Origin of the sequence: Micromonospora sp. B11E3 (genome assembly GCF_039871625.1) — a bacterium.
Taxonomy (GTDB): Bacteria; Actinomycetota; Actinomycetes; order Mycobacteriales; family Micromonosporaceae; genus Micromonospora.
On the sequence record NZ_JBDPMC010000011.1, the window covers coordinates 46,507 to 65,278 of the forward strand.

The 18,772-nt window shown below is 73.9% G+C and carries 21 protein-coding genes and 1 pseudogene; 9 read left to right on the plus strand and 13 right to left on the minus strand.

What is annotated here, in order from left to right; genetic code table 11:
- The first annotated feature begins 193 nt into the window (after positions 1–193).
- Both ABGB16_RS08630 and ABGB16_RS08635 read left to right on the plus strand, forming a co-directional pair.
- Positions 194–1,606 (plus strand): M4 family metallopeptidase, encoded by a 1,413-nt coding sequence (locus ABGB16_RS08630; RefSeq protein WP_347667444.1) that lies wholly within the window; start codon positions 194–196, stop codon positions 1,604–1,606.
- Positions 1,492–1,743, plus strand: coding sequence for a M4 family metallopeptidase (locus tag ABGB16_RS08635; protein ID WP_347667520.1), 252 nt, complete (start codon positions 1,492–1,494; stop codon positions 1,741–1,743). The genes ABGB16_RS08630 and ABGB16_RS08635 overlap by 115 nt, the downstream gene beginning before the upstream one ends.
- A 64-nt stretch (positions 1,744–1,807) precedes the next feature.
- Here the strand turns inward: ABGB16_RS08635 and ABGB16_RS08640 are convergent, their stop codons facing one another.
- Positions 1,808–2,554, minus strand: a complete 747-nt coding sequence (locus ABGB16_RS08640; protein WP_347667445.1) for a pyrimidine reductase family protein — start codon at positions 2,552–2,554, stop codon at positions 1,808–1,810.
- 152 nt (positions 2,555–2,706) lie between these two features.
- On the opposite strand from ABGB16_RS08640, the gene ABGB16_RS08645 reads away from it, so the two are divergent.
- Positions 2,707–3,252 carry a plasmid pRiA4b ORF-3 family protein gene (locus ABGB16_RS08645; RefSeq protein ID WP_347667446.1) on the plus strand — a complete coding sequence of 182 codons (546 nt, stop codon included), beginning with the start codon at positions 2,707–2,709 and terminating at the stop codon, positions 3,250–3,252.
- Positions 3,253–3,334: 82 nt separating this feature from the next.
- On the opposite strand, the gene ABGB16_RS08650 is transcribed toward ABGB16_RS08645, so the two are convergent.
- The 5 genes and pseudogenes from ABGB16_RS08650 to ABGB16_RS08670 form a co-directional block, all read right to left on the minus strand.
- Positions 3,335–3,934: a hypothetical protein gene (locus ABGB16_RS08650; protein ID WP_347667521.1), complete on the minus strand. Its 600-nt coding sequence runs from the start codon at positions 3,932–3,934 to the stop codon at positions 3,335–3,337.
- A 1,077-nt stretch (positions 3,935–5,011) separates the two neighbouring features.
- Positions 5,012–6,361: a pitrilysin family protein gene (locus tag ABGB16_RS08655; RefSeq protein WP_347667447.1), complete on the minus strand. Its 1,350-nt coding sequence runs from the start codon at positions 6,359–6,361 to the stop codon at positions 5,012–5,014.
- The gene (locus ABGB16_RS08660) at positions 6,358–7,650 is read right to left on the minus strand and encodes a pitrilysin family protein (RefSeq protein WP_347667448.1); all 1,293 of its coding nucleotides are present in this window, start codon (positions 7,648–7,650) and stop codon (positions 6,358–6,360) included. The genes ABGB16_RS08655 and ABGB16_RS08660 overlap by 4 nt, the downstream gene beginning before the upstream one ends.
- A gap of 206 nt (positions 7,651–7,856) precedes the next feature.
- Complete coding sequence (locus ABGB16_RS08665) at positions 7,857–8,111, minus strand: hypothetical protein (RefSeq protein ID WP_347667449.1); 255 nt, start codon at positions 8,109–8,111, stop codon at positions 7,857–7,859.
- Between the two features lie 182 nt (positions 8,112–8,293).
- A pseudogene (locus tag ABGB16_RS08670) lies at positions 8,294–8,819 on the minus strand (alkaline phosphatase PhoX); the annotation flags it as partial.
- A 228-nt stretch (positions 8,820–9,047) separates the two neighbouring features.
- Between ABGB16_RS08670 and ABGB16_RS08675 the strand changes: the two are divergent.
- The 3 genes from ABGB16_RS08675 to ABGB16_RS08685 all read left to right on the plus strand — a co-directional run bounded on the left by ABGB16_RS08675 (position 9,048) and on the right by ABGB16_RS08685 (position 10,940).
- Positions 9,048–10,133 carry a 3-deoxy-7-phosphoheptulonate synthase gene (locus ABGB16_RS08675; RefSeq protein ID WP_347667450.1) on the plus strand — a complete coding sequence of 362 codons (1,086 nt, stop codon included), beginning with the start codon at positions 9,048–9,050 and terminating at the stop codon, positions 10,131–10,133.
- Positions 10,134–10,315: 182 nt separating this feature from the next.
- Positions 10,316–10,624 carry a hypothetical protein gene (locus ABGB16_RS08680; protein ID WP_347667522.1) on the plus strand — a complete coding sequence of 103 codons (309 nt, stop codon included), beginning with the start codon at positions 10,316–10,318 and terminating at the stop codon, positions 10,622–10,624.
- A gap of 118 nt (positions 10,625–10,742) precedes the next feature.
- Positions 10,743–10,940: a hypothetical protein gene (locus ABGB16_RS08685; RefSeq protein ID WP_347667451.1), complete on the plus strand. Its 198-nt coding sequence runs from the start codon at positions 10,743–10,745 to the stop codon at positions 10,938–10,940.
- Positions 10,941–10,959: 19 nt separating this feature from the next.
- Here the strand turns inward: ABGB16_RS08685 and ABGB16_RS08690 are convergent, their stop codons facing one another.
- The 3 genes from ABGB16_RS08690 to ABGB16_RS08700 form a co-directional block, all read right to left on the minus strand.
- The gene (locus tag ABGB16_RS08690; RefSeq protein ID WP_347667452.1) at positions 10,960–11,499 is read right to left on the minus strand and encodes a DUF1360 domain-containing protein; all 540 of its coding nucleotides are present in this window, start codon (positions 11,497–11,499) and stop codon (positions 10,960–10,962) included.
- A gap of 86 nt (positions 11,500–11,585) precedes the next feature.
- On the minus strand, positions 11,586–11,918 hold the full coding sequence (locus ABGB16_RS08695; RefSeq protein WP_347667523.1) for a hypothetical protein: 333 nt from the start codon (positions 11,916–11,918) through the stop codon (positions 11,586–11,588).
- Complete coding sequence (locus tag ABGB16_RS08700) at positions 11,918–12,244, minus strand: DUF6158 family protein (RefSeq protein WP_347667453.1); 327 nt, start codon at positions 12,242–12,244, stop codon at positions 11,918–11,920. The genes ABGB16_RS08695 and ABGB16_RS08700 overlap by 1 nt, the downstream gene beginning before the upstream one ends.
- Before the next feature lie 122 nt (positions 12,245–12,366).
- Between ABGB16_RS08700 and ABGB16_RS08705 the strand changes: the two genes are divergently transcribed.
- Both ABGB16_RS08705 and ABGB16_RS08710 read left to right on the plus strand, forming a co-directional pair.
- Positions 12,367–12,810: a hypothetical protein gene (locus tag ABGB16_RS08705; RefSeq protein WP_347667454.1), complete on the plus strand. Its 444-nt coding sequence runs from the start codon at positions 12,367–12,369 to the stop codon at positions 12,808–12,810.
- Positions 12,811–12,863: 53 nt separating this feature from the next.
- The gene (locus tag ABGB16_RS08710; RefSeq protein WP_347667455.1) at positions 12,864–13,190 is read left to right on the plus strand and encodes a DUF3817 domain-containing protein; all 327 of its coding nucleotides are present in this window, start codon (positions 12,864–12,866) and stop codon (positions 13,188–13,190) included.
- 42 nt (positions 13,191–13,232) lie between these two features.
- Here the strand turns inward: ABGB16_RS08710 and ABGB16_RS08715 are convergent, their stop codons facing one another.
- Positions 13,233–13,712, minus strand: coding sequence for a DUF6232 family protein (locus tag ABGB16_RS08715; RefSeq protein ID WP_347667456.1), 480 nt, complete (start codon positions 13,710–13,712; stop codon positions 13,233–13,235).
- A 533-nt stretch (positions 13,713–14,245) separates the two neighbouring features.
- Between ABGB16_RS08715 and ABGB16_RS08720 the strand changes: the two genes are divergently transcribed.
- Entirely contained in the window at positions 14,246–15,217 is a 972-nt protein-coding gene (locus tag ABGB16_RS08720; protein ID WP_347667457.1) for a C40 family peptidase, read from the plus strand.
- 96 nt (positions 15,218–15,313) lie between these two features.
- Here the strand turns inward: ABGB16_RS08720 and ABGB16_RS08725 are convergent, their stop codons facing one another.
- From ABGB16_RS08725 to ABGB16_RS08735, 3 genes are all read right to left on the minus strand, one after another.
- Positions 15,314–16,303 carry a sigma-70 family RNA polymerase sigma factor gene (locus tag ABGB16_RS08725; protein WP_347667524.1) on the minus strand — a complete coding sequence of 330 codons (990 nt, stop codon included), beginning with the start codon at positions 16,301–16,303 and terminating at the stop codon, positions 15,314–15,316.
- 488 nt (positions 16,304–16,791) lie between these two features.
- On the minus strand, positions 16,792–17,742 hold the full coding sequence (locus tag ABGB16_RS08730) for an N-acetylmuramic acid 6-phosphate etherase (RefSeq protein ID WP_347667458.1): 951 nt from the start codon (positions 17,740–17,742) through the stop codon (positions 16,792–16,794).
- Positions 17,739–18,653 carry a MurR/RpiR family transcriptional regulator gene (locus ABGB16_RS08735; RefSeq protein WP_347667459.1) on the minus strand — a complete coding sequence of 305 codons (915 nt, stop codon included), beginning with the start codon at positions 18,651–18,653 and terminating at the stop codon, positions 17,739–17,741. The genes ABGB16_RS08730 and ABGB16_RS08735 overlap by 4 nt, the downstream gene beginning before the upstream one ends.
- Positions 18,654–18,772: the final 119 nt, after the last annotated feature.

Genomic DNA, 18,772 nt, shown 5'->3' on the forward strand with positions numbered 1-18,772 from the left:
GGCGTGACGGACGGGGGACGGGTGGCGCGAGAATAGGCTTCGGATCACATCGAAGATCTTCCCTCAATCGATCTTTGTGTGCGCCCTGGCGGCCCGTCGCCTGCGGGCCGTCGACCGGTCCGCCGCCACACTGGCGGGCCGTCGCCGGTCGGTGCCCCCCCCGACCGGCCGTCCCTAGCGAAGGCAGGAACCCATGCGTCGTACCACCCTCCTGGGCGGACTGGCCGCGGCCGCCGTGCTGGCCGCGGCCGTGCCCGGCGCGGCCACGGCCGCCCCCAGCCCCGCCGCCCCCGCCGCCGACGCGCTCAGCCGCGCCGTCGCCCACCTCAAGGCCCGCTCCGCCAGCGTGTTCGTCGCCGACGGGCAGAGCTTCACCCTCAAGAACGTGGCGACCGACGCCGACGGCACCGAGCACGTCCGCCTGCACCGCTACCAGGACGGGCTGCCCGTCCTCGGCGGCGACCTGGTCGTCCACCTGGGTGACGGAAACTCCTGGCGGGGAGTCACCCAGAGCCTCACCGCCGCCCCACGCCGGGACGCGCGGGCCGCGGTCGGGGCGTCCGCCGCGGGCCGCGTGGCACTCGCCGCCTCCACCGCCACCGGACGCACCGTCGACGGCACCCAACTGGTGTACGACGCCGACGCCGACGCCGCCGGCACCGCCCTGGCGTACGAGGTGGTCGTCGGCGGGGCGTACGCCGACGGCACCCCGAGCGAGCTGCACGTCGTGGTCGACGCCACCAGCGGCGCGGTCCGGGACTCCTGGGAGGGCGTGCAGCGGGAGGGCACCGGCAACACCTTCCACTCCGGCACCGTGGCGCTCGGCACCACCGCCTCCGGCGGCACGTATCAGCTCACCGACGGCGCCCGCGGCGGCCACCGCACGTACGACCTGAACGGCGGCACCAGCGGCACCGGCACGCTGGTCACCTCGGCGTCGGACGTCTTCGGCGACGGGACCCTCGCCAACCGGCAGACCGCCGCCGCCGACGCCCACTACGGCGCGGCCGTGACCTGGGACTACTTCAGGAACACGTTCGGCCGCAACGGCATCCGCAACGACGGCGTCGCCGCGTACAGCCGGGTGCACTACAGCACCAACTACGCGAACGCGTTCTGGAGCGACTCCTGCTTCTGCATGACGTACGGCGACGGCGGCTCCGGCTGGTACCCGCTGACCTCGCTCGACGTGGCGGGGCACGAGATGAGCCACGGCGTCACCAGCAACACCGCCGGCCTGCGCTACAGCGGCGAGTCCGGCGGCCTCAACGAGGCGACCAGCGACATCTTCGGCACCCTCGTCGAGTTCTCCGCCGCGAACAGCCGGGACCCGGGCGACTACCTGATCGGGGAGAAGCTGCGCAGCAGCGGCGTCCCGCTGCGGTACATGGACCAGCCGTCGAAGGACGGCCGCTCGGCCGACTGCTGGTCCAGCTCCGTCGGCCGGCTGGACGTGCACTACTCCTCCGGCGTGGGCACCACTTCTTCTACCTGCTCGCCGTCGGCAGCGGCTCCTCCGCGTACGGCACCAGCCCCACCTGCAACGGCAGCACCGTCACCGGCATCGGCAACGCCAAGGCGGGCGCGATCTGGTACCGCGCGCTGACCACGTACATGACCTCCCGCACCAGCTACGCGGGGGCGCGCACCGCCACCCTGTCGGCCGCCGCCGACCTCTACGGCAGCGCCAGCACCGAGTACCAGACCGTCGCCGCCGCCTGGTCGGCCGTCAACGTCAACTGACCGGTACGCGCACCGCGGGTGCTGGCGGCTCCGGGGCTGCCGGCACCCGGCGGAGCGCGGGGGCTCAGTCGCGGGCGTACCGGAGCAGCAGCGTGCCGTCGGACGCGGCCAGGACGTGCCGCAGCGGCAGGTGGCGGGGCGCGCTGGCGTCCCCGGCGGTGATCCGGCCGGCCCCGGCGCCGGCCAGCAGCGGCGCCAGGGTCAGGCAGACCTCGTCGACCAGGTCGGCGGCGGTGAGCGCGCCGAACAGCAGCGGCCCGCCCTCGCAGAGCAACTGCCCGAGGCCGCGCCGGCGCAGCTCGGCCAGCCCGGCCGCCAGGTCCACCCGGTCGGCGCCGCAGCGCACCAGGTCGGCCACCTCGGCCAGGCCGGACGGCGCCTCGGCGGCGGCGGAGGTGAGCACGATCGGCCGTACGGGCGCGTCCGCGAAGGCCGCCTGCGCCGGGTCGAGGTCCAGGGAGCCGGAGACCACGACCAGGGTCGGGTACTCCGCCAGCCCCTGCTCCCGCCGCCAGGCGCGGCGCGGCTCGCTGAGCCGTACGGCCCGGTAGCCCTCGTGGCGCAGCGTGCCGGCGGCCACGACGAGGCCGTCGCAGAGCATCCGCAGCAGGCCGAACACCCGCTTGTCCGGTTCGCCCGACAGCCCCGCCGAGTAGCCGTCGAGGGCGACCGCGCCGTCGACGCTGGTCACGAAGTTGACCCGCAGCCGGGGACGCTCCGTCCGGCCGTACAGCGCCGTCAGCTCCGCGTCGTGCAGCGGCTCGGCGGCCGGGGCCGGCCAGAGCCGGGAAATCGGGGCCGTGGCGCTCATTCGCCCGCCGGACCGGTGACCGGAGGGGTGGGTTCGGGGGTACGGTGCTGGCAGTCGCACCACTTCCGGCCCGGACAGTCGTCGTGCCGCCGCTCTCGGCAGGCTCGGCAGATCATGCCGGCAGCCTATGTCGTGGAAGGATGGGACAGCACATGCCGCGTCAGATCTACCAGCTGAAGGTATCCCTCGCCGGGGTTCGCCCGCCGGTCTGGCGGCGGGTGCTGATTCCCGGCGGATACACCCTCGACCGGCTGCACCGCGTGGTGCAGCACGCCATGGGCTGGCGGAACTGCCACCTGCACTCGTTCGAGATCGACGGCAGGCAGTACGGCGCGCCCGACCCCGACGGGGAACTGGCCCTGCGCGACGAGCTGGACGTCCGGCTCGACGCGGTGCTCGGTAAGGGCAGCCGTTTCCAGTACGTGTACGACTTCGGCGACTGGTGGGAGCACGACCTGCTCGTCGAGGACGCCTTCGCGGCCGACCCGGACGAGCGGTATCCGATCTGCCTGGCGGGGGAGCGGGCCTGTCCGCCGGAGGGCATCGGCGGCCCGCCCGGGCACCAGCTGATGCTGGCCGCGCTGGCCGACCCCGCCCACCCCGAGCACGGCTCGATGCGCGACTGGGTCGGCGACTGGTACGACCCGGACGCCTTCGATCCGGGCCGCGCCACCACCCTCCTCCGCCACCTCTGCTGACCGGCACCCCGTCCTGTGGGGTGCCGGCCAGCGGCGTCGTGCCTGCCTGTTCGATCGTGCGTGTTCGGTTGTGCTCGTCGGGTCAGCTGTTCCAGTGCTGGGCGACGAGGTCGGCGGCCTGCTGCTCCCACTGCGCGTACGCGTCCGGGTACGCCGACACCTGCACCGTCTGCGCGGCGTCGGTCAGCGGCATGTCCTGCCACCCGTCCACCTGCTTCAAACCCTTCAGGAACGCCGTCGTCGAGTACTGCGGATCCGTGATCTGCTCCGGGGTGCCCCAACCCGACGACGGGCGCTGCTGGAACAGGCCCAGCGAGTCGTGGTCGTTACGGTCACCCAGGTGCCCCAGGTTCTCCAGCTTCGACTCCTGCAGGCTCGTGGCGATCGAGATCACCGCGGCCCGCTCAGGCAGGCCGGCCTTCTTCGTCGCCGCGATGATCGCCTTCGCGTTCGCCACCTGCTCATCGTTCAGGTCGATGCGCGACTGCGCGCCCTGCACCCCGTGCGGAATCAGCTTGGCCTTGTCCACGCCCGGCTTGTCGGCCTGCACGGCCACGGCAACCGGCTTCACCTGCGCCGGGGCGGCATGGGCGGCGGTGGCGTGCAGCGGACCGGCGGCAAGCCCACCGGCGAACGCGAGACCGGCGATACCGAGAACGCTCTTACGCAGCATCGTGTTCATCATCGAAAGCTCCATTCGGGGGTTGGCGCACACCGCCGAGGGGGATCGGACAGGCGTGCGCAAGCACCGTCAGGCGCTCGAAAGCGTGAAAAAGGGGGGAAAGAGCCCGGTGCGACCGCGGGGCAGGGATGCCCGGTCGGGCCAAGGAGTGCCTCGTCACGGGCGCCGGGACCGTGTACAACGACCGGCAGCCGGCCCGCATTCCACCCGGCCCGAACCCGGCGAGGACTCGCCTCGATCCGAAAAGCCGACGGGGGGCGTCGTGCTACCTCCGGGGCATCGGTTGCTGCTCGGTCGTGCGTCAGGTGTAACGACCCCGCCCCGGCCACGATTCCGCCCCCACGATGCCGCCGATCACACCCAGCAGCAGCCGCGAACCAGACACACGGCGGCGAATCGCCGCACCCCGGCCGGGATGACCCACTCCATGCCACCGACATCGGGGCATCCGTGTCACTCGGACAGCCCCATGTCGCCGCCATGGAGTCGATCACGGCACCGGCATCCACCCCGCCCCGGCCACGATCCCACCCCGGCGATGTCCCCGGTCACCGCCAACACCGCTCAGACCGGACATTCGACGCGAACGGGTACACCCGGACGGGTTGATCCACTCCATGTCGCCGACATGGCGGTGTCCAAGCCCGGGATGGCCGCCATGTCGCCGACATGGAGGTGTCCGAGCCCCGGGATGGCCGCCATGTCGCCGACATGGAGCCGATCACCGCGTGGACCGCCCACAGCGAACGCGAACACCGAGGCAAACAAGACCCGCCGCGGCCTGGCCGAACGAGCGCGGTCCACCGAACGAGCGCGGTCCACCGAACGAGCGCGGTCCACCGAACGAGCGTGGCGTACGGAACAGGCGGCGCGAACGGCTACCGGATCGCAACGAGGCCGGATCGGCAACGACCGAAACGAACCGACGGACAGCAACCGGGACGGGGCCGGGTGGGGCCCGCCGTGACCGGCGCAGGGATCAAGCCTGACCGCCCGGAGCCGGTCACGGCGGGCCCCACCCCCACCGCAACCATCGGAGCCGGTCACGGCGGGCCCCACCCCAGCGAACCGGGACGGTCACAGGGGCGGGGCGTCGACGACCTCGCCGAGGCCCGTGGCGGTGAGGTCGTCGCGGATCAACGCCGCGTCGCCCTCGACAACCAGGGTCAGCGACTCCGGGTGCAGGTGGGCGGCGGCCGCCGCCGAGACGTCGGCCACGTCGGCGGCGAGCAGCGACTCGCGCAGCCGGGCGTGGTAGTCGTCCGGCAGGTCGTGCACGACCAGCGTGGTCAGGGCCGACGCGATCGACCGGGGGCTCTGCAACTCGACCGAGAGCTGCCCGGCCCGCCAGAAGCGGGCCACCGCCAGCTCGTCCTCGGTCACCCCGCCCGCCTGCGTACGGCTGATCTCGCCCACCGCCTCGACCAGCGCGGGCGCGGTGACGGCGGTCTGCACCGCGGAGCTGACCGCGAACCGGCCGAACCGGCGGGACGAGGCGAAGTCGCCCCGGATGCCGTACGTGTAGCCGTGCACCTCGCGGATCAGGTGGTTCAGCCGGGAGGTGAAGGCCCCGCCGAGCACCGTCCCCGCCAGGGTCATCGGCACGTGGTCGGGGTGCGCCCGGTGCGGGGACGGGTGGCCCAGCCGCAGCGTGGACTGCACCGACCCGGGCCGGTCGACCAGGATGATCCGCCGCCCGGCGTGCGGCGGGACCTCGATCGGGCCGCCCCGCTCGACCGGGCCGCCGCCGACGCCCGCGAAGGCCGCCGCGCCGAGCGCGTCCAGGTCGATCCGCTCCAGGTCGCCGGCGACGATCAGCGTGCCCGGGCGGATGAACCACTCGGAGTGGAAGACGGTGACGTCCTCCACGTCCAGGCCCGCCACGGAGTCCGGGTCGCCGTACATCGGCCGGCCCCAGCGGTTCTGGGCGCCGAACAGGTCGGCGCGCAGCACGGCGTCGGCGCGGGGGCCGGGGTTGGCCCAGTCCATCCGCAGCGCGGTCACCTCGTCGCCGCGGACCCGGCGCACGTCGTCCGGGTCCAGCCTGGGCGTCCGGACGGCCTCCGCGAGCAGTTCCACGGCGGCGCCCAGCCGGTCCACCGGCACCTGGACGCTCACCTGGAACGAGTCCCAGTCCAGGGAGGTCACCAGCTCGGTGCCGAGCCCCTCCACGGCGAGCGCGTACGCGGCGGCGTCCCGCTGCGCGGTGCCCTCCTCCAGCGCCTTGGCCAGCACCGCGCCGAGCCCCTCCTTGCCGACGGGCTCGCGCCCGGCGCCGGCGTCGAGCAGCAGCAGCGCCACGGCGAGGTTCTGCCCGGGCAGGTGCGCGGCGACGACCGGGCCGCCGGCGACGGTCCGCCGGACCACCTGGGGGAACCGGTACGGCCGGGCCAGCCCCGGCCCGGGACGGTCGGCGATGAGGGTCACGAGTTCTCCTCCGGCAGGTAGGTCAGGGTTGCCCGGTCCTCGGGGCGCAGGACCTGGGCGGCCAGCTCGGCGATCTGGTCGGCGGTCACGGCGAGCCAGGCGGGCAACCGCTCGGCGGCCTTCGCCGGGTCGCCGAACAGGGTGGCGTACCGGCCGAGGGTGTCCGCCCGGCCGTCCACGGTGGACATCTGCCGCCACCAGGCCGTGGTGAGCAGCGCCTTGGCCCGGTCCAGCTCGGTGGCCGTGACGGGAACGGTGGCCAGCTCGTCGACCACCTCGGCCACCCCGGCGGCCAGCCGCTCGGCGGTCACCCCGGGACGGGCGGTCGCGGTGACGACCAGCGGCGCGGGGCCGTACGCGAGGTCCACCCCGTACGCGGCGACGAGGTCGGGCTGGGCGATCCGCTCGCCGTCGGCGAGCCGCTGGTAGAGGCGGCTGCCCCGCCCGCTGCCGAGCACGGTGGCGAGCACCGTGGCGACGTCGTACCCGGGGGTGCCGAACGGGTGGGTGCGGTGCGCGACGTAGACGCGGGGGGCGGGCACGGCGGCGGCCACGGTCTCCCGGGCCGGCTCGCCGCTGGCCGGGACGTGCCGCCCGTCGGGCGCGGCGGGGATCTCCTCCCGGGCCGGGATGGCGCCGAAGTACTTGTCGGCGAGCGCGAACACCTCGGTCGCCGTGGTGTCGCCGACCACGGTGAGCACGGCGTTGTTCGGCGCGTAGTACGTGCGGTGGAAGCCCTGGAAGGTGGCCAGGTCGGCCGCGTTCAGGTCGGCCATCGAGCCGATCGTGGCGTGGTGGTACGGGTGCCCCGGCGGGTAGAGCAGCGGCAGCAGCCGCAGCCACGCGTCGCCGTACGGGACGTTCTCGTAGCGTTGGCGGCGCTCGTTCTTGACCACCTCACGCTGGTTGTCCAGCGTCTCCTGGGTCAGCGCCGGCACCAGGCCGCCCATCCGGTCGGCCTCCAGCCAGAGGGCCAACTCCAGGTGCTCGGCCGGAAGGGTCTCGAAGTAGTTCGTGCGGTCCGGGTTGGTGGTGGCGTTGAGGGAACCACCCGCGCCCTGCACGAACTTCATGTGCTCGGTCTTCGCCACGTTCACCGAGCCCTCGAACATCAGGTGCTCGAAGAGGTGGGCGAAGCCCGTCTGTCCGTCCGGCTCGTGTCGCGAGCCCACGTCGTACCAGAGGTTCACCGCGACCGCCGGGGCGGTGCGGTCCTCGCTCACCACCACACGCAGGCCGTTGTCCAGTCGGGTCGTCTCGATCGGCCAGGGGTAACCGCTGTCGGGCATGGCCCGACGCTATCCGATCGCGCGGACGGAAAGGGGACGAGCCGGCCGGGTCGGCGCGGCCCGGGCCGGGACGGCCCGGATCGCCCGATCCGCCACAGCGCCGCCCGAATCCGCACGGCGCCGTTCGATCCCGCACGGCGCCGATCCAGCACGGTGCCGCCCGGCCGCGGGATGGGTGTCCCGCGCCCGGGCGGCCGCCACCGCGCTCAGTCCGGCGGCTCGTCCGAGATCACCATCCCCTCGGAGGTACGCCGCTCCGGCACCGGAGTCACCGTCTCCTCCGAGGTACGCCGCTCCAGCATGGTGTCCGGGGCGACGTCGGTGTCCTCGCGGATGTCCGACTCGGTGAGGATGGCGTCCGCCTGGGCCTGCGGGTCCTCGCTGCCGACGGCCGCCTCCTCGGGCAGCAGGTGGTGGGCGCGGGACTCCACCCGGTCCTGGTCGCTCTGGTCGTGGCTCATGCCGTCACCTCGCTGCGCTCGCTCATGCCCGTCACCTCGCTGCGCTCGGCGCCGTCATGAGCGGTGGCACTGAGCCGGCCGACTCGCTCGCTACGCTCGCTCATGCCGCCCCCTGTACCCCGTCCGGGGCTCGGCGGAACAGGCCGCGCACCCCCGCTCAGCGGAACGGGCCGCGCACCTCGTTCGGCCGCCGCCGCCTCGTGCTTGAACTGGCCGAGCGCCGGCCGCCGCACGGCCGCGGTGCCGCCCTGCGGGTACGTCTCGTAGACGTACCCGCGGCTGACCTCCTCGCAGGAGAGCCAGGTGCCCCACGGGGTGGCGCCACCGGCGCAGTTCTGGTTGGTTCCGGACAGGATCCGGTACGCCGAGGCGACCCTGCCGTCGGCGTCGAACCGCACCGCCGACGCCCCGCCACCGGGGCTGATCTCCGAGTTCGAGACGTAGATCCAGCCTGTGCCGGCGGGGAAGCAGGCGCCCCCGTCGGGCGCGTCGTGCCAGGTGAACGAGGTGCCGGCCACGGCCTGCCGGGAGCGGGCGATCACCCGGCTGGTGAACCCGGCGGGCAACTAACTGGACGCCGTTGGCGTCGGCGGCGCCCAGCGGCCCGTACGGGCTCGGGCCGGGCTGGGCCGGGGCGGCCGACGCGGCGGCGGACCAGAGGCTGCCGGCGACGGCGGCGGTTCCGCCCGCGACGGTGGCGAGCAGCACCTGGGGTGAGCGTTACCCGTCGCGTCGGGTAGGCTGGCCGGCGTGACGCGGTCGTATCGATGGTTTAGGCAGCCGGCTGGAGGAGCCGGTGACCTCACCATGATCTGACGTCACTTCCTCTTCGAGCCGGCCCAGGCAGGGACTTCCAGCCCCTGCCTTTCTGCGTACGAGCAGCCGGCTCGACCCCGGGCGCCGGCCCCGGGCGCGGTCGGCGGAAGGAAAACCACCGTGACGACCCCCGACCGCGTCATCGACCAGCGGATCGACCGCGTCGTGCCGTTGACCACCCCCGCCCTGCTCCACCACGATCTGCCCCTGGAGGCCCCGCTCGCCGAGGCGGTGCTCGACGGCCGCCGCGCGGCCGGCCGGGTGCTGGACCGCGCCGACGACCGCCTGCTCGTGGTGGTCGGCCCCTGCTCGGTGCACGACCCGGTCGCCGCCCTGGACTACGCGCGGCGGCTGCGCGTGGTGGCCGACCAGCTCGCCGACGACCTGCTGATCGTGATGCGGGTCTACTTCGAGAAGCCGCGCTCCACGGTCGGCTGGAAGGGCCTGATCAACGACCCCGGGCTGGACGGCTCCGGCGACGTGAACACGGGCCTGCGCACGGCGCGGGCGCTGCTGCTGGACGTGCTGCGCCTCGGTCTCCCGGTGGGCTGCGAGTTCCTCGACCCGATCACCCCGCAGTACATCGCCGACACGGTGGCCTGGGGCGCCATCGGCGCCCGTACGGTGGAGAGCCAGGTGCACCGGCAGCTCGCCTCGGGCCTGTCCATGCCGATCGGGATGAAGAACCGCCCCGACGGCAGCATCGCCACGGCCGTGGACGCGATCCGGGCGGCGGGCGTCCCGCACGTCTTCCCCGGCATCGACGTCTCCGGCACCCCGGCGATCATGCACACCCGGGGCAACGCGGACGGCCACCTGGTGCTGCGCGGCGGCCGGGGCGGCCCGAACTACGACGCGGACTCGGTGGCGGCGGCGCTGGGGCAGCTGCGGGCGGCCGGGCTGCCCGAGCGCGTCGTGATCGACGCCAGCCACGACAACAGCGGAAAGGACCACCGTCGCCAGCCGCTGGTCGCCGCGGACGTCGCGGCCCAGCTCGCCGCCGGGCAGCGCGGCATCGTGGGCATCATGCTGGAGAGCTTCCTGCTCCCCGGCCGGCAGGACCTGGACCCGACCCGGGAGCTGGAGTACGGCCGTTCCATCACGGACGCCTGCCTGGGCTGGGACACGACGGCTGAGGTGCTGGAGGACCTGGCCGCCGCCGTCCGTACCCGCCGCCGCACCCCCGCCCTGACGACCCCCGCCTGACCCACCCGCCCCCACCCGCGCGGGCCCCCGGGGACACCGATGATCATGGGGTTGGCGGCTGATTCGGAGATCGACAAGGCCGCCAACTCCATGATCACCGGCAGCCGGGCCAGGGTGGGGCGGCGCGGGTGACGTTTGACCGTTTCCGCCCCGGGTAGGTGGTCGGCGTGAGCGACGAGTCCATGAGTGACGAGGCCGGGACCGATCCGACCGCGCTCGACCGTACCGCGGGCGACGCGGCCGTGACGAGTGCCACCGCGACGGACGCGCCGACCGGCCCGGAGGCCGCCGACGAGCCGGACACCCGGCCGCTGGACGAACTGCTCGACGACCTCTACCACGGTCAGGAGCGGATCAGCCAGGCGGACATCTACCGGCGGGCGGTCGCCGCCGGCCTGCCCGCGGCGTTGCTCACCCGGATCGCCGCCCTTCCCGAGGGCGAGTACGCCGTGGACGAGGCGGCCGACCAACTGGGCGGGACGGTGGCCTGAGCCACTCGCGGGCGTTGACGTCACCGTCGCCCGCTGGTCGGCACCGTGGGCCTGAGCCGCCCTGCCAGCGTGACCGGCGACGCCGGACCCCGAGGGCCCTGACGGAGAGGACAGCGAGATGACCGATCGCGAGGAGCCACGCCCCGAGCACGTCGCGGCGCTCGGAGAGCCGCCGGAGGGGCGGGACACCGCGCCCGACCCGGACTTCGCCGACGAGCACGACCGGACGGCCGTGGCACGGGACGTGATCACCGGCGAGGACGAGGACGACCGCGAGCCGGAGTCGCCGCGCGGCTGGTCGGGCATGCAGTCCTGACCCACAGGGCCACCGGTGCTCAGTCCCGCTGGCCGCCGCCCTCGGCGGCCCGCTGGGCCACCGCGTAGCCCATCTGGAGGAAGTCGGAGGCGGCCACCGCGGTCAGCGCGGTGGCCACCAGCCGGGTGAGCCGGGGCGCCAGCACGAGCCCGCCGGTGAGCCCGGTGGCGACCCACACCGCCAGGCAGAACGGGCAACTCAGCAGCTCGCCGATGGCGTGCCGGGTCGGGCTGCCGGAGTCGCGGACCTGCTCCATCACCTCGCCACTGCCGCTGGGGCGGTCGTAGCGGGTGAACGGGGCACGCAGCGGGCTGGTGACGGCGTCCTTGGCCAGCAGCCGGCTGAGTTTGTGGGTGGCGATGCCGAGCAGCGCCACGTCGGCGACGGCGGGCCGTTCCGGCACGGGCCGGCCGGTCGCCCTGGCCAGCGCCGCGATCGAGGCGGTCACCCCCGCGTACGCGCCCATCGCGGCCAGGTACCCGCCCAGCGGGCGGTGCTCGTGCGGCGCGTACGCCTGGCGCAGCCGCGCCACCTTCTGTTTCAGGCTGGTCTGGGTCAACCCCGTCTCCTGTCGTCTCGGGCGCCCGCGGCGCGGCGGGCCCGGCGGCCGGTGGCCAGGTCCAGCCGGGGAAACGGGCGCGGCGCTCAGCCGGCGGTCAGGTTGTCGGCCACCTCGCGGGCCAGGTTGGCGAGGGTCTCGTCGGCCAGTCCCGCGTCCTGGGCGGACCCGCCGGCCAGGTCCAGCCTGACCCGGGCGCCCCCGGCGTCGACCGGCTCCACCTGGATCTCGGCCGACCAGTCGGGGGCGGATTCGCTGGCCCACCGGGCGCGCATCTGGCCCGTGCTGACGTCGGGACGGCTGCCGCCGTCCCTGCGCAGTGGCTCCGGCAGCCACGCCGCCGCCCGGTCGGGGTCGGTCGCCGTGTTGAAGACGACCTCGGGCGGCGCCGACATCCCCCGCTCGGCGTGGTGCCGCATCACTCGCCCCGGAGCCGACCGGGGTCGATCTCGCGGCCGGGATACCGCGCGAGGTACTCGGTCTCCAACTCCGCCGTGCGGCGCAGGTGGTTGGCCAACGCCGAGTCCGTCGCGTGCCGCAGCGTGTCGAGGCGGGTGCGGTGCAGGCTGTGCATCTCGCGGATCAGGTCCTCGTCGGCCAGCTCGGCCGGGTCGATCCCCAGCTCGACGCCGTCGGCCGCGCCGTCGGCCGACATGTCGTGGAGGTGGTCGCCGTCCCACTCGGGCACCCGCTGCTCGGGGCTGGCGTCCGTGGTGCCGGTGCTCCACCGTACCGATTCGGTCATCGTCGCCTCCTCGTCTCGTCTGGGCTGGCGTCTAGACGGATGCCCAGACCCGGTGTCACCAAACCCCTCGGAACTACGACACCGCGTCGGAGACCGCCGCCGCCCCCGGTACCCTCGTAGGCATGAAGCGGCTCTGGACACCGGCGTGGATCGCCCGCCACGTGGCCATGGTCGTGCTGGTCGGGGGGTTTCTGGGGCTGGGCTGGTGGCAGGTCAGCCGGGCTGCCGGCGGCAACACGCTGAGCTGGGGCTACGCCGTCGAGTGGCCGGTCTTCGCCGGCTTCGTCTGCTACGTCTGGTGGCGTGAGCTGCGCCACGCCCTGCGCGCTCAGGCGGCCGACGACGCGGCCACCGGTCCCGACGCCACCGCCGCTGCGGGCGGGGTCGACGCCGCGGCACCGGCGCCGTCCCCGGCGGCCCCGTCGGGGGTACGCCGACCCGTGCGGGTCCGGGTGCCGGCGGCGCCGGCGGACGACGCCGAGGACGCCGAGCTGGCCGCCTACAACCGCTACCTGCGATGGTTGAACGCCAACCCGGGCGCCCGGCCCGGTGACTACCCCGGCTGACGCCGGGTTCGCGACTACCCCGGCCGACGCCGGGCTCGGAAGGACGGACGAAGGTGGGCGGAGCCCTTACCCGGTACCGCGTGATCGCCTGGATCGTGGGCGTGGCGCTGGCCGTGCTGGTCCTGATCGGCATGCCGCTGAAGTACGGCTTCGACCGGCCGACCGTGGTCGCGGTGGTCGGCACGGCGCACGGCTGGCTCTACATGCTGTACCTGGCCGCGACGTTCGACCTGTCCCGCCGCGCGGACTGGCCGCTCAAGCGGATGCTGCTGGTGATGCTCGCCGGCACCGTGCCGTTCGTCTCCTTCTACGCCGAGCGGAAGGTCAGCCACTGGGCCGCCCCGGAGCAGACCCGCACCCCGGAGCCGGTCGCCGGCTGAAGCGGCCGGCCCGGGGGGACGGATCAGCGACCCAACGGCGGATCAGCGGCCCGGACGCCAGAGGTCGGCGGCGGGCGGGTCGCCCCAGCCGCCGTACCGCACGCCCTCCCGGGCCCGCCGCACGGCGCGGCTGACCTGCCCGAACTGGCGCTCGTCGTCGCTGCTGAACAGCAGCACCTCGACGCCGCGGTACCAGCCCCACAGCTCGTACGGCGGCGGACGCCAGCGGTCGCCGACCGCGGCGAGCAGCAGCGGCAGCAGGACCACCGCCCCGAGGGCCAGGTACGCCCGGGCGGTGAGCCGTTCCAGGCCGCCGGCGAAGCCGAGCACCACCCCGACCCCGGCGATCACGACGGCGGTCGCCGCGACGGCCCGGACGGCGAGTCGATCGTGCGGCCCCCGGCTGGTGTGCAGGTGGGTGATGTCGGCGACCTGCCAGGTGGTGCTGCCGACGGTGAACCGGTCCGCGGTGACGACGATGCCGGGCCGGGCGTAGAGCAGGATCGGGGAGGCGGGGGTCACTCTCGGTGACCGGGGCGGGCGGGTAGCGGAGCCATTTCGGGTCACGGCTGTCTCCCACGGCTGAGGCGCCGGGCGCGGTCCCCGCGGCTGCCCATCGACGCCGACGGGATCCCGGCTCACCTTCATTTTGTTGCCGCCGCGCCAGCCCAGACGTGCATTTTGCGGCGCGTGGCGGGCTGCCCCGCCCTCGCCGACGCCGGCAAACTGCCGTCAATTCCGACTTATCATGCTATCGCGCTCGGCGCCCCGGCAGCATCCGCCCAGAACGACGAAAGCGACCGATCGCCCGTCTCGACCGTCGGCTCCGGCGCATCGGCGCGATTCCGCGCCCCGACTACCGAACGTGACAATCCCTCGCGAAACATCCGGCCCGTTTTTCCTCTTTCGCCCCTACTTTCCCTGCGGCTCACTCCTGCCCCGGGTTAGGTTGGGCGGGCCGGACCGGTCGAGCGCCGTCCACCCTGGACAGCCCCGGGCCGGCACCGCCGCGACGCGTGTCGCCCGGCGGGCCGTGGGAGAGGAGCCGTCCGCTCTTGTCGTGTGTCAGGAAGCTGCTACGTGCCCTGGCGACGGTCGGCGCCTCGCTCGCGCTGGTCGCCCCGGCGTCGGCGGCTCGGGCCGAACCCTCGCCCGCCGAGCTGACGCGGCGGATCGAGAAGTCCTCGACCGAGCTGGAGCGGGTCGTCGAGTCCTACAACAAGCTCACCGAGGACATGCGGGCGAACAAGGCCGCCGCGGCGGCGCTGGTGGCCCGGATCGAACCGCTGGAGAAGCAGGCCGCGCGGAGCCGGGCGGACGTCGGCGAGATCGCCGTCACCGCGTACAAGACGGGCCGGCTGGACACCGCGAACGCGCTGCTGGGCACGGGCGGCCCGAGCAACCTGCTGGACCGGCTGGACACCCTCGACCAGCTGACCCGGCAGCGCCAGCGGCGCGTCGCCGGCTTCACCCAGAACCAGCGCCGGCTGGTCGGCCAGAAGACCCGGCTGGAGATGACACTGGCCCGGCAGGCGGCGCAGGCCAGGCAGCTCGCCGCCGCCAAGCGCCGGATCGAGAAGGACCTGGCCGAGCTGTACGAGATGCGCCGGCAGGCGTACGGCCGGGCCACCGAGCCGCCGGGCTCCCGGGGAGAGTCCGGAGGCGACGCGCCGGCCGTCTCCGGGCGGGCCGGGACGGCGGTCCGGTACGCCTACGGCGCGCTCGGCAAGCCGTACGTCTGGGCCGCGGACGGCCCCGACGGGTACGACTGCTCCGGCCTCACCCTGGCCGCCTGGCGCGCCGCCGGCAAGTCCCTGCCGCACAACGCCCGCATGCAGTGGGGCGTGGTGAGCCACATCAGCCGCAGCCAGCTACGGCCCGGCGACCTCGTCTTCTACCGCAGCCTCGGGCACGTCGCACTCTACGTCGGCGACGGGCAGGTGATCCACGCCCCGACCTTCGGCCGGAACGTGGAGAAGCGCGCGATGGACCTGATGACCCCGTACGGCTACGGCCGGGTCCGCTGACGGGCCCCGCGTACGGCGAACGGCCGACGTCCCCTGTCGGACGCCGGCCGTTCGCCGTCATTCCCGTGGCTCGGGCCGCCTGCAGCCCGCGCCGGCTCAGGCCGCCTGGAGCCCCTCGGCCCGGGCCAGCTCGCGCAGCCGACCCAGCGCCTGGATCTCCAGCTGCCGGATCCGCTCCCGCGACAGCGAGAAGCGCGAGGCGACCTCGGTCAGCGAGTGCTCCCGCCCGTCCTCGAGGCCGTACCGGGCCCGCATGATGCCGGCCGACCGGTCGTCGAGGTGGTTGAGCAGGCCCTCGATACGCTGCCGCTCCAGCCCGGTCAGGACGATCTCCTCCGGCGACGGGGCGTCGCTGTCGGCGACCAGGTCCCCGAGGTTGGTGTCGCCGTCGTCGCCCACCGGGGTGTCCAGCGACACGGTGTCCTGCGACCAGCGGACCAGCTCGTTGACCCGCTCGACGGTGACGCCGAGGGCCGCCGCGATCTGCTCCGGCTCCGGGTCGCTGCCCAGCTCACGGGTGAGCTGACGGGCCACGTTGCGCATCCGGTTGACGTCCTCGACCAGGTGCACGGGCAGCCGCACCGTGCGCTCCTGCTGGGCGATCGCCCGGCTGATCGCCTGGCGGATCCACCAGGTCGCATAGGTGGAGAACTTGAAGCCGCGCTCGTAGTCGAACTTCTCGACCGCCCGGACCAGGCCGGTGTTGCCCTCCTGGATCAGGTCGAGCATGGGCATCCCCGACCGCACGTAACGCCGGGCGATGGAGACGACCAGCCGCAGGTTGGCGCGGATGAAGAGGTCCTTCGCCCGCTCCCCCTCGGCGACCACGCGCTCCAGGTCCTCCCGGTCGACGCCCGCGGGAACCCGGTCGATGTCGAGCAGGTGCTCGGCGTAGAGGCCGGCCTCGATCGTCTTGGAGAGCTCGACCTCGGTGGCGGCGTCCAGCAGCGGCGTCCGGGAGATCTCGTGCAGGTAGACTCCGACCAGGTCGCGCTCCTCGGCCACCTCGTCGGTTCGCATGCTGATGTTCTTGTCCACGTTGCCCACGGTCCCCTCGCTCGCGCCGGTTGCCCGGTTCCTTGCCATCCCCACGTCCATCAGCCCTCCCCCGTAACTTCCGCTGTGCCCTCCGGTGCTGACCTGACACCTGCACAACAGTTGAGACGCGTCGGGGATTCCATGTCGTGAGTCGAAAGTGTCACGAATGCCTGAGTACTAGCTGAGAGCCCGGTCCATGTTTGCTGTCAGCACCGCGTGGGTGGCCCGGCGCTGGGCACCACGAACGGGTCGGCGGATCGACGGAACGGCGTCCACCCAGGCATGGCACCACTGCCAAACCGGGCGGCGCAGCGACCCGCGTCACCACCAGACTGCGATCCTGGTCACCGGTAAAAACGCGCCGGCGGGCCGGTCGGTTCATTCACGGATACGGAATACCCTCGCCCCGGTTGAACAATCCGCACCCGTTGCGCAGTCCCGTCCGCCGCCGGGCCGTGACCAGCGTCACCGGACACCGGCCGTGGCCGCCGTCACCCGCACCGTCCTCAGGGCGCAGGCAGATCCCCGGCCGCGGGTCAGTGGGCGAGCAGGGCGAGGGCGCCGCGGACCTGGTCGGCGGAGCGGGCCAGGGCGGCCCGGGCGGCGGGGACGCCGGCACCGGAGACCAACGAGACGAGGGCGGTCTTCAGGTCCCCGTCGGCCTCCCGCAGGGCGCGCCGGCAGACCTCCTCGGCGCAGCCGGTGGCCTCCATCAGGATCGAGATCATCCGGCCGCGCAGCTTCGCGTTCGTGGCCACCAGGTCGATCATGAGGTTCGAGTAGACCCGGCCGAGGCGCACCATCACGGCGGTGGAGAACGTGTTGAGCACCAGCTTCTGCGCCGTGCCCGCCTTCATCCGGGTCGACCCGGTCACCACCTCGGGGCCGGTGTCCACGCCGATGAAGACGTCCACGGACGACGCGGCCTCGGCCTCCGGGTTGGCGCACAACAGCACGGTCGAGGCGCCCTGGGCCCGGGACGCGGCGAGCGCCCCGAGAACGTACGGCGTGCGCCCGCTCGCGGCCAGGCCGACCACGAGGTCGCTCTCCCGGACGCAGTCGGCCGCCTCGGCCGCGCCGCCCCGTTCGTCGTCCTCGGCGTCCTCGACGGCCCGCCACATCGCGTCCGGCCCGCCGGCGAGGTGGGCGCAGAACCAGTGCCGGGGCGAGTTGAAGGTGGGGGCCAGTTCGGCGGCGTCGAGCACGCCGAGCCGGCCGGAGGTGCCGGCGCCGAAGTAGTGCACCCGGCTGCCGCCGCGCAGCGCGGCGACCGCGAGGTCGACGGTGGCGGCGATCTCGTCGAGGACGGCCGCGACGGCGTCCGGCACGCGCCGGTCCGCCTCGTTGATCACCGCGAGGACGTCCCGGGTCGGCATCAGGTCGAGGTCGGCGCTGAGCGGGTTGCGCCGCTCGGTGGGCGCACCCACCCGGACCGCGGGGCGGAGGGCGGCGGTGACCTCGCCGGGCTCCACCCGGTTGGCGGTCATGCCCGCCTCCGGCCGGCACCGACCCGGTGGGTCTGGACCGCCTCGGCGGTCGCCTCCAGCGCCCGGCGGGCCCGGGCGCGGTTACGGGCGGCCACCCCGACGAAGAGGCAGTCGACCACGGTGAGCTGGGCGAGGCGGCTGGCCATCGCGCCGGAGCGGTAGGTGGTCTCGCGGGCGGCTGTGGTGAGCACGAAGTCGGCGACCTCGGTGATCGGCGAGCGGGGGAAGTTGGTCAACGCGACCGTCGCCGCGCCCCGGGACCGGGCCTGCTCCAGCACCTCGATCACGTCCGAGGTGGTGCCGGTGTGCGAGATGCCGACGGCGACGTCGCCCCGGGAGAGCAGCGCCGCCGAGGTGAGCGCGGTGTGGACGTCGGGGAAGTAGAAGGCCGTGCGGCCGATCCGGTGCAGCTTCTGCTGGAAGTCGGAGGCGACGAAGCCGCTCGCGCCCGCGCCGTAGACGTCGATCCGGCCGGCGCCGACGATCGCCTCGACGACCTGCTCGCAGACCGCCGGGTCGAGCTGCTCCGCCGTCTCCTCCACCGCCCGGGCGTCGTTGAACGAGATGGTCGCGATGATCTGGGCCAGGTCGGCGCCGGGCGGGATGTCGCCGCCGACCACCCGGGCGTCCGGCGGCTCGACCCGGCGGGCGGCCTCGGCGGCGAGCCGGATCCGCAGCTGGGGGTAGCCCGCCATGCCGACCGAGCGGCAGAACCGGATGACCGTCGCCTCCGATGTCTCGGCGGCGGTGGCGAGGTCGGTGATGGTGCGCCGGGCGGCGTCCGCCGGATCGGCGACGACCAGCCGGGCCACCCGCTGCTCGGCGGGCGACAGCGAGGGGAGCAGCCCACTGATGTGGACGATCAGCCCACCAGGCTCGTGACTCGCAGAAATCTTCGGACTATTCGCCACGGATGAAACTTACTTTCATGAGGCGTGAGCGTCAACCGTGTCTCCGCGTATCGGGAAAAAGTACTCCGGCCGTTCACAATCGTCGCCAGCAGAGTGCCATTTCCGCAGCGTCCGCCGCC